10 protein-coding genes and 1 tRNA gene are annotated in these 8930 nt (G+C 41.8%); all 11 read left to right on the forward strand.

The features are described 5' to 3' along the window. On the forward strand, positions 1–1447 hold a 1447-nt coding region (locus IJI01_RS13560; RefSeq protein ID WP_292191484.1), incomplete at its 5' end, for a DUF5702 domain-containing protein. Further along, positions 1431–2339 carry a hypothetical protein gene (locus IJI01_RS13565; RefSeq protein WP_292191487.1) on the forward strand — a complete coding sequence of 303 codons (909 nt, stop codon included), beginning with the start codon at positions 1431–1433 and terminating at the stop codon, positions 2337–2339. The genes IJI01_RS13560 and IJI01_RS13565, both read left to right, overlap by 17 nt. A gap of 5 nt (positions 2340–2344) precedes the next feature. Then, positions 2345–2791, forward strand: a complete 447-nt coding sequence (locus IJI01_RS13570) for a prepilin peptidase (RefSeq protein ID WP_292191490.1) — start codon at positions 2345–2347, stop codon at positions 2789–2791. Continuing rightward, the gene (locus tag IJI01_RS13575) at positions 2767–3204 is read left to right on the forward strand and encodes a hypothetical protein (protein WP_292191493.1); all 438 of its coding nucleotides are present in this window, start codon (positions 2767–2769) and stop codon (positions 3202–3204) included. The genes IJI01_RS13570 and IJI01_RS13575 overlap by 25 nt, the downstream gene beginning before the upstream one ends. Positions 3205–3209: 5 nt before the next feature. Then, entirely contained in the window at positions 3210–4616 is a 1407-nt protein-coding gene (locus IJI01_RS13580) for a DUF6382 domain-containing protein (RefSeq protein WP_292191495.1), read from the forward strand. A gap of 81 nt (positions 4617–4697) precedes the next feature. After that, positions 4698–5705, forward strand: coding sequence for an SCP2 sterol-binding domain-containing protein (locus tag IJI01_RS13585; RefSeq protein ID WP_292191497.1), 1008 nt, complete (start codon positions 4698–4700; stop codon positions 5703–5705). A 19-nt stretch (positions 5706–5724) separates the two neighbouring features. Then, positions 5725–6375, forward strand: coding sequence for a rhomboid family intramembrane serine protease (locus IJI01_RS13590; protein WP_292191504.1), 651 nt, complete (start codon positions 5725–5727; stop codon positions 6373–6375). After that, on the forward strand, positions 6375–6782 hold the full coding sequence (locus tag IJI01_RS13595) for an HIT family protein (protein WP_292191506.1): 408 nt from the start codon (positions 6375–6377) through the stop codon (positions 6780–6782). The genes IJI01_RS13590 and IJI01_RS13595 overlap by 1 nt, the downstream gene beginning before the upstream one ends. Positions 6783–6791: 9 nt before the next feature. Then, positions 6792–7634 carry a fumarate hydratase gene (locus IJI01_RS13600; RefSeq protein WP_292191508.1) on the forward strand — a complete coding sequence of 281 codons (843 nt, stop codon included), beginning with the start codon at positions 6792–6794 and terminating at the stop codon, positions 7632–7634. A gap of 25 nt (positions 7635–7659) precedes the next feature. Beyond that, the gene (locus IJI01_RS13605; protein ID WP_292191511.1) at positions 7660–8187 is read left to right on the forward strand and encodes a Fe-S-containing hydro-lyase; all 528 of its coding nucleotides are present in this window, start codon (positions 7660–7662) and stop codon (positions 8185–8187) included. 126 nt (positions 8188–8313) lie between these two features. Further along, positions 8314–8401 (forward strand) — tRNA-Ser (locus IJI01_RS13610). The last annotated feature ends 529 nt before the right edge of the window (positions 8402–8930 follow it).

Consider the following 8930-nt stretch of genomic DNA (forward strand, 5'->3'; position numbering starts at 1 on the left):
GAAGAGACTCGTGAGATCACAAACTAAGGGATATATAACGGTCTTTTTGTCATTATCTATCATGATAATACTGTCACTTGTTCTGGCTCTCTTTCAGGGAGCCAGGATAGGAGCTGTCAGGATGAAGACGGAATGTGTAATGGACATATCCATGAATTCAGTGCTCTCGGAGTATAGCAGGGAATTATATGAGCAGTATGGGCTACTCATGGTTGATGCTTCCTATGGAACCGGCACTCATGCGATAACTAACGTTCAGGAGCATCTTAGAAACTATGCGCAAAAGAACTTTGACAGGAGTAAAGCTGGTGGCCTTTTAAATGCGCAGACTATGACGGCCATGTACTGTAAGGATGCTAGAATCTCGGGCTATACAGTAGCTACAGATAATGAGATGGCAGTTCTGGCAAGGCAGATAATTGCTTACATGGAAGGAGAGCCTGTTGGAAATCTCATGAGCAGTGTTCTTGAAAATGTAGGAAGTCTGCAGGCTGGAGAGCTGGATTCTATTGATGTGGATGAGCTTGCCAGGGAGAATCAGGAAATAATAGATTCCTATGAGCTTCCTGTGATAGAGAATGAAAATGGAGAAAAAGAAGTAATTTCGATAGGTAATCCAGCGGATGCTGTCAATTCTCAAAGGGGGATAGGTGCTCTGAATCTGGCTATCAGGGATAAGTCTAAGATTTCTGAAGCGGTGGTCAATCTGTCTGATTATGCATCTCACAGGAAACTGTGCAGAGGAACAGGCCTTGATGAATCGGGCGCTTCAAAAGGGCAGAGTCTCATTCTTGACCAGTATTATTACGAGAAATGCAGCAGGTACGGAGCGGAGCTTGAGAAAGCTCTTTTGAAATATCAGCTCGAATATCTGGCCTTTGGAGAGGAAAGCGATTATGCCAATCTTGAGAAAATGGCCCGAACGCTGTTGTTTTGGAGGCAGGCTTCCAACATGATATATCTGTTTGGATGCCAAGCCAAGGTCGATGAGGCAGATCTGTTAGCAAGTGCGCTGTCGATACTTCTTTTTATTCCTGAATTAAAAGAACCGATCAAATATTCAATTCTTTTTGCATGGACTTTTGCTGAGTCCATATCTGATCTTCACATCCTCTTTTCAGGGGGAAGGGTTCCGCTTTTTAAATCTGATTCCACATGGAAATTGAGCCTTTTGAATATGCTCTCTTTTAGAGACCACATGGATAGCGGCGATTGCGGCGAGGGGCTGTATTACCAGGATTATCTCAGAATCAAATTGTTTTTGACGGGCACAGATGAAAAACTATGCAGAATGGCTGATGTTATCGAGATGGATGTAAGGAAAGCTGAAGGCAGCAGCTCTTTTATGATGGATTTCTGTGTCGACATTATAAGAGCTGAGCTGGAAATAGGCACAAGGTACGGCTATGAAGCCAAGATAGAGAGGATATATGGATATGAAAACTGATAGCTGCCGAAGGGAAGTTATGGGTGGAAATAAGGGCACTTCTATAAAACTAAAGATAATAAAAAGACATTTTCTCCAGACAATCAGAATTTTAAAAGAAGTGCCTTTATCTGCATCCATGACACTTGAGGCGTCTATTGCACTTCCGCTGTTTATCTTTTTCTTTGTGAACATAATCGGAGCTATAGAAATAATCAGGGTTCAATCCGAGATGGAGGCAGTGCTTCATCAGGTTGGAAATGAAGTTACTATCAAAGCCTATGACATACGAGAGGGAGAAGATCTGATCGGTACAGGAGGAGGGATTCTTGAAACAGGAGCTCTTAGCGGATATGCAATATATCAGGTAAAGAGTGAACTGGAGGAAAGACTAGCCCATAACGCTGTAATGGATGGCGTGGGAGGAGTAAATATGCTTTCATCCAGGATCATGACTAGTGGGGACATAGTAGATATTGTCGTAGATTACAGGGTTCATCCCATTATTCCGCTTATTGGATTTAAAGATTTCATGGTGGAATCCAGATACTATGGTCATGCCTGGACTGGCTACGACATTTCGGGGGCTGGAGACTGCGAGGAAATCCAGGAGGAAATGGTCTTTGTTACAGAATACGGCGAAGTTTATCACAGAGATGTGGGCTGCAAGTATCTTAAACCAAAAGTCAGGAGTGTTCCCTATTCGCAGCTTGAGACAGTTAGAAATAGAGACAGAAAAATATATTATTGCTGTGAGTACTGTGCAGAAGGCGTGGCTGGAGGCGATGTCTTTATAACTGATTATGGAGAAAGATATCATACCAGCGTTAGTTGTCCGGGATTAAAGAGAAAGATTTATACGGTTCCAATTTCAGAAGTAGGAGGTAGAGGCCCCTGTAGTGGGTGCGGCTGATGTATATGCAGATTATAATACAGATTCTTTTAATGATCTTGCTGGTGATCACAGCGGTTATAGATATAAGAAAAAGAGAAATCCCATTTGTATTAATAGGACTTGGGGCAATTCTTGCGATTATTTCGCTGGTTTATGGCTTTGCTAGAGGCATGGTAGGTGCGGAGGCTGCGCTAGCTCTTTTACCAGGAGGAGCGATGGTTCTGATAAGTCTTGTGACAAGAGGAGAAGTTGGTCTTGGAGATGGCCTGATGCTCCTATGCGTTGGCCCTGTGCTTGGTCTGGAGCAGACTGTAGCAGGACTTCTTATTTCTTTATTTATAAGCAGCATTTTTTCCATAGGAGTACTGGCACTTAAGAAAGGCAATCGGAAAACGAAGCTTGCATTCATACCTTTTTTAACGGTTGGAACGGGGGTAGCAATGTTATGCGCAAACTTTCAGGTTATATGACGGTTGAAGCCTCTTTTATCGTGCCTATGGTCATATGCGTTTTTGCGCTGATCATATACTGCACAAACTATGTATACGCAAGGTGCGTTCTTGCTCAGGATAGTTACATTCTCGCATTCAGAGCTTCAATGGAAAAAGAACTGTCGCCGGAAGCGGTTGTTTCTAATAAGGCGCAGCTGGTGGCGGGTAAAAAATACTATGGAAACAGCTATCCTGAATTTGGGTGTGCCACATCAGGAAAAGAGATTGAGGTGACAGGACAGACAAAGACAAGGCACTCGGCGATGGGGGGATATTTTTTGAAACCAAAGGGGAGTTGGAAGCTTAAGAGCAGACAATATGCCAAGAAACGAGATTATTCAGGGCATATCAGAACAGTTAAACGTATCAGAGATATCGGAACTAAGGAGTAAATAAGATGGAATATAAATATTATAGAGAACTTAAGCATAATTATTTGATTGTCAAAAATGAGGAACCCGAACTTCGAAAAGGTGTCAGCTACCAGACAAGGATGCTGGAGAGAGGAAATCTTACTGGCTTTTTGCCTTGCAATCTTCGAACAATTAATGGAGAAGCGTATCTGTACTATGAGATAAATTCAATGCAGAGTTTAAAGGATCGATTTGCTGTAAAGGGTATGAGTGCATCCGAATTAAGAGCATTGTTATCAGCTCTTAGAAATTCGCTAGAGATTCTTTCAGATTACCTCTTGGGAATGGAAAATGTTGTTCTTGATGGCAGGAGCGTGTTTGTGGATCTGGCTACATCTGAGTACCGGTTTATGTACTGCCCATTTAAGACTGAACAGGCTGATTTCAAAAGCTTTGTGGATGAGCTGTTTGAACTTGTGGATCATGAGGATGAGGCAGCAGTTGAAATGATTTACTCCTGTTCTGAGAAAATGCAGATAGAAAGTACGCTGGTAATGGATGTTATCGAACAGGTTCTGAATGAAGAAAGTGTAGATCAGGACGAGCAGGAAACATATAGAATGCAGGCAAATACTCAGGAGCTTGAGGATTTTAGAGAGGATTTTTTCCCTGAAGATATTGGAGACGAAAACAATGACATCCAAAAGGAAGAGGCTAAATCCAAGAAAAACAAGCTTGATGGAAGGATTCAGATTCTTTTTGGAGTGCTGTTCATGGGACTTTTAGGAGCCATGATGTATATCAGAATGAATTATATTCTTTCCAAAGAGGAAGATATTCTGTCAATTATTGTGATAGTTCTTTCTATGATAACGGGTCTCATAGCTCTTTTGACGGGAATCAAGGATATCACTGAAAACGGAGTCTCGCGCTTTAGAACCAAAAAAGTAGAGAAAACGGGAGACGATGAAGATGATTATTATGGATACGATATGGAGACTTCCTATGATAATGACTTTATGAGTGAAGATGCCTACATGAACGAGGCTGGTTACAGGAAGCAGGTAAAAATCACAGCTGCCAATTCATCTGTTAAAAAGGCTCCAGCAACCTGTGGCGAAACGATAGTTCTCACTGATGAAGATGATACCGATAAAGATATTATTTTATATAGTAGAAACTCGGATAAAACAATCAGGATTTCTTTGGATAAGCTCCCATTAACCGTAGGTAAAATGGAGGGCTGCGTGGATAAAGTTATAAATGATGTGAGCATTTCAAGAATGCACTGCAGATTCGTAAGAGATAGAGAGGGAAGACCAGCTGTTGTCGACCTCGGATCGACGAACGGTACGTACAGGAACGGACTTAGGCTCAATCCTCAGGAAGAATGCAGTATTGATGAGGGCGATGAGATCAGAATCGGCAAAATATGCTTTGATTGTAGATGAAAAAACTGCTACAGCCGCTTGCCATGTACTTTATAACGTAGATTTATGGTATAATACCCTTAACTAGTTGGAGGGGTGTCCATGAAGATTAATATCTATTACGGTGGCAGAGGAATAATTGATGATCCTACGCTATACGTTATCTCGCAGATCACAGCAATCCTACAGGAATTAAATGTAAAAGTTCAGCAGTACAATTTATATGAGCAGCGCAACGGAATAACAGCGCTTCCCAATACGCTCAAGGATGCAGATGGCGTTATTCTGGCATCAACTGTTGAGTGGTATGGAGTAGGCGGATATCTTATGCAGTTTCTTGATGCCTGCTGGTTATATGGAGACAAGGACCATATCAAAGAGATTTATATGGCGCCTGTTGTCATGTCTACAACTCATGGAGAGCGTGAAGGCATGATGAGTCTTGCTGCTGCATGGGAAATGCTGGGCGGACTTCCTTGCGATGGAATGTGTGGCTATATTGCTGATACTACCAAGCTTGAGAATAGCTCAGAATACAGTAAGATAATTGAGAAAAAGACTGAGAACATTTATCGTACAATTAATCAGAAAATGCCAGTATTCCCTGCAAGTAACCAGGCTGTAATAAATAAGGTTGCAGTTGCTAAGGGAATAGACTTAACTCCGCAGGAGTCAGAGCAGCTCTCTGAGTACGCTTCAGACGACAACTATGTTCGTACACAAAAAGAGGATCTTCAGGAGCTTGCCAGCATATTCAGAGATAAAATGGGACAGGACGATACGGCTGTTGGAAATGTTGACGAATATGTTAAACTACTTAACAAGAAATTCACTCCAGTTGCAGGAATCAGGGCTAAGTACAAGATTGTCATTCAGGACAGTCCCAAGACCAAGCCTATCATTATCGATGTAGACAATAGCAAATGCAATTGTCGCGTTGGAGATGAAGAGGAATGTGATGTTGTTATATCCACCGATCAGCATGTCCTGGAGGATGTGCTTGAAGGCAGAATGACTTTCCAGAGGGCATTCATGGCTGGCAGCATCAAGATGAAGGGAGACTTTAAGCTTTTGAGGAGCATGGATCAGCTCTTTGATCTGATGGCTTAAATGAGCTTAATGGATATAAATGCCAGATAATTCAGGATTTAGAAGCGAAGATTTTATAGAAAAGCAGAAAAAAATATATAAGGCGTCATATGTTACTATGGCGCTTGTGGCAATAAACGTGGTAGTATTTGTGATAAGTAGCATCTTTGTCCCATATTTATATTCCTTTGGGATGATGTACACACCTGCTGTTTTGCAGAATGGAGAATATCACAGGCTTATAACTGCCATGTTTTTGCATCAGGATATAAATCATCTCTTTAATAATATGATGATGTTACTTTTGGTAGGAGCGATCATTGAACACTACCTTGGTCATGTAGCATACGTGGTCATGTACTTTGCAGCCGGTATTTTCGGCAATCTCCTGTCTATGGCTTACGAGGTAAAAAATGGTCTCGACTGGATATCACTGGGAGCAAGTGGCGCCGTTATGGGCATCGTTGGTTTTCTGGTGGTTTGGCTGATCGTCAATCGCAAGACTCTCGTACAGGACAAGTCAATGCTGATAAGGCTGATCTTTCTTTTATTATTTGTTATAGATTCGTGCTTTTTCCAGCAAGGAGCCAATACAATAGCTCATTTGGGAGGCTTCATTGCAGGATTCGTTTTTGGAATAATCAATATTATCTTATTTAATAATAGAAAAGACATGGAGGGAATAGCGTGATGAGTGATTGTATTTTTTGCAAGATAGCAAATGGGGAGATACCTTCTAATACTATTTATGAGAATTCTGATTTCAGAGTAATTCTTGATAATGGCCCAGCTACAAAGGGACATGCTCTTGTACTTCCTAAGGCACACTATGCAGATCTTTTTGAAATTCCAGAGGAGACTCTCGCAGGCGCTGCCAAGGTTGCCAAAGAAGTTGCTTCTAATATGAAGGAGAAGCTTGGCTGTGATGGCCTTAACCTCGTGCAGAACAATGGCTCTGCTGCAGGACAGACAGTTATGCATTTCCATCTTCATATCATCCCAAGATATAGCAATGATTGTCAGCACATTCTTTGGAAGCCAACTCAGCCTTCTGCTGAGGAGCTTGTAGCAATCAAGAATACAATTGTTGGAGAGTGAGGATAGTCCATGCGTGACATTGATGTTTCAGAAGTCACACGAGTAGTTCGCCAGATGTGTATTGATGCGAACTATGAACTGTCAAAAGATATGCAGACAGCGCTTAACAATGCGCAGAACGCGGAAGAGTCTCAGCTTGGTAAGCAGATCTTTTCCCAGCTTCAAAAGAACCTTGTAATAGCCAAAGAGGACCAGATTCCTATCTGTCAGGATACAGGAATGGCAGTTTTCTTTGTGAAGGTAGGACAGGAAGTTCATTTTACAGGAGGAAACCTTACTGATGCCATTAATGAAGGTGTCAGACAGGGCTACACAGACGGATATCTTAGAAAGTCGGTAGTTGGTGATCCTCTTATCAGGAAGAATACAGGAGATAACACTCCGGCAGTAGTTCATTATGATATCGTTCCAGGAGATGTTGTAACTATTACTTGTGCACCAAAAGGCTTTGGCAGCGAGAACATGAGTCGCGTATTCATGCTCAAGCCTGCAGATGGAGAAGAAGGCGTCAAGAATTCTATTGTTCAGGCTGTAAAGGACGCAGGTCCTAACGCTTGCCCTCCTATGGTAGTAGGCGTTGGTATCGGTGGAACCTTCGAGAAATGTGCAGAGATGGCCAAAGAGGCTCTTACACGACCTGTTGGTGAGCATTCTGATATTGAATACGTCAGAGAGATGGAAAAAGAAGTTCTTGATATGATCAATGCTACAGGCATCGGCCCAGCCGGACTTGGAGGCAGGATCACAGCTCTTGCTGTCAACATCAACACCTACGCTACTCATATAGCAGGTCTTCCTGTTGCAGTTAACATCTGCTGTCATGTAAATCGTCATGTGACCAGAGAGATATAATAACCAGACGGAGTGCTTTCATTATATGGAAAAGAATATTCAGGCACCTTTAGATAAAGCAGTGGTAAAAGAACTTAAGATAGGCGATATGGTATATATCACAGGAACTATCTACACTGCCAGGGATGCTGCTCACAAGAGAATGGCGGAAATCCTGGCGGACGGTGGAGAACTTCCTATAGAACTCAAGGATAATATCATATATTATATGGGACCATCTCCTGCAAGAGAGGGAAGACCTATCGGATCAGCAGGTCCTACAACTGCCAGCAGAATGGATAAATACACACCTCAGCTCTTAGACCTTGGACTTGGCGGAATGATTGGCAAGGGTAAAAGATCTAAAGAAGTAAAAGAAGCTATTGTCAGAAATGGATCGGTGTACTTTGCTGCAATTGGCGGAGCTGGAGCATTATTATCTAAAGCTATTACAGAATCAGAAGTTGTAGCCTACGATGATCTTGGCACAGAAGCTATAAGAAAGCTTCAGGTCAAGGACTTTCCTGCGATTGTAGTCATAGATTCAGAAGGCAATGACCTCTATAATAAATGATGACTGCAAACAAAATGCTATAAACTAATTGACAAAGGCTTTACTCCTTTGTATAATTACATTTGCGTCTTGACTAAATCAGACGTAAGAATTCACAACCACATATTGGTAGAGGGATTCAGGCATGGAGAAATACTCAAGTGGCTGAAGAGGCGCCCCTGCTAAGGGTGTAGACCGTTCGCGCGGTGCGCGGGTTCAAATCCCGCTTTCTCCGTTTAGCACATAACTCCTAAGGATTAAATCCTTAGGAGTTTTTTGTTGCCATTTTATTACTATGTTCGTATAAAGATATACCAGCGAACTTAAATGATTGATACAACAACTTGGGGATAAAAGTGGCTGAAATGCCCATATCTAGTGAGATTATAACTTTTTTAGAAAATCTGAAAAAAGTTGTTGCATTTATAAAATCGCTTTGCTATAATAACTTTTGCCCGTTGCGAGAGGGCAGCTACCCACATAGATAGAGGCTTTGAACCAGTAGCTGTTTTCGAGAGGGCGAAAAAACTTTGAAAAAAGTTGTTGACAAGAACTTAAAGCTGTGATATTCTAAATGAGTTGCGGCTGAGAGCTACAACAACAAGAAGTACCTTGACAAATAAACAGTAATGCAACCCTGAAAAATTCCAAGAGAATTATTCAGAACAAAGATTAGTAAATAACGGACAGAACAAAAAGCCAAGCTTGAGTTCTGGCCAGATCAAACTTTTAAACGTGAGAGTTCGATCCTGGCTCAGGATGAA

Origin of the sequence: Butyrivibrio sp. (assembly GCF_017433805.1) — a bacterium.
GTDB lineage: Bacteria > Bacillota > Clostridia > Lachnospirales > Lachnospiraceae > Butyrivibrio.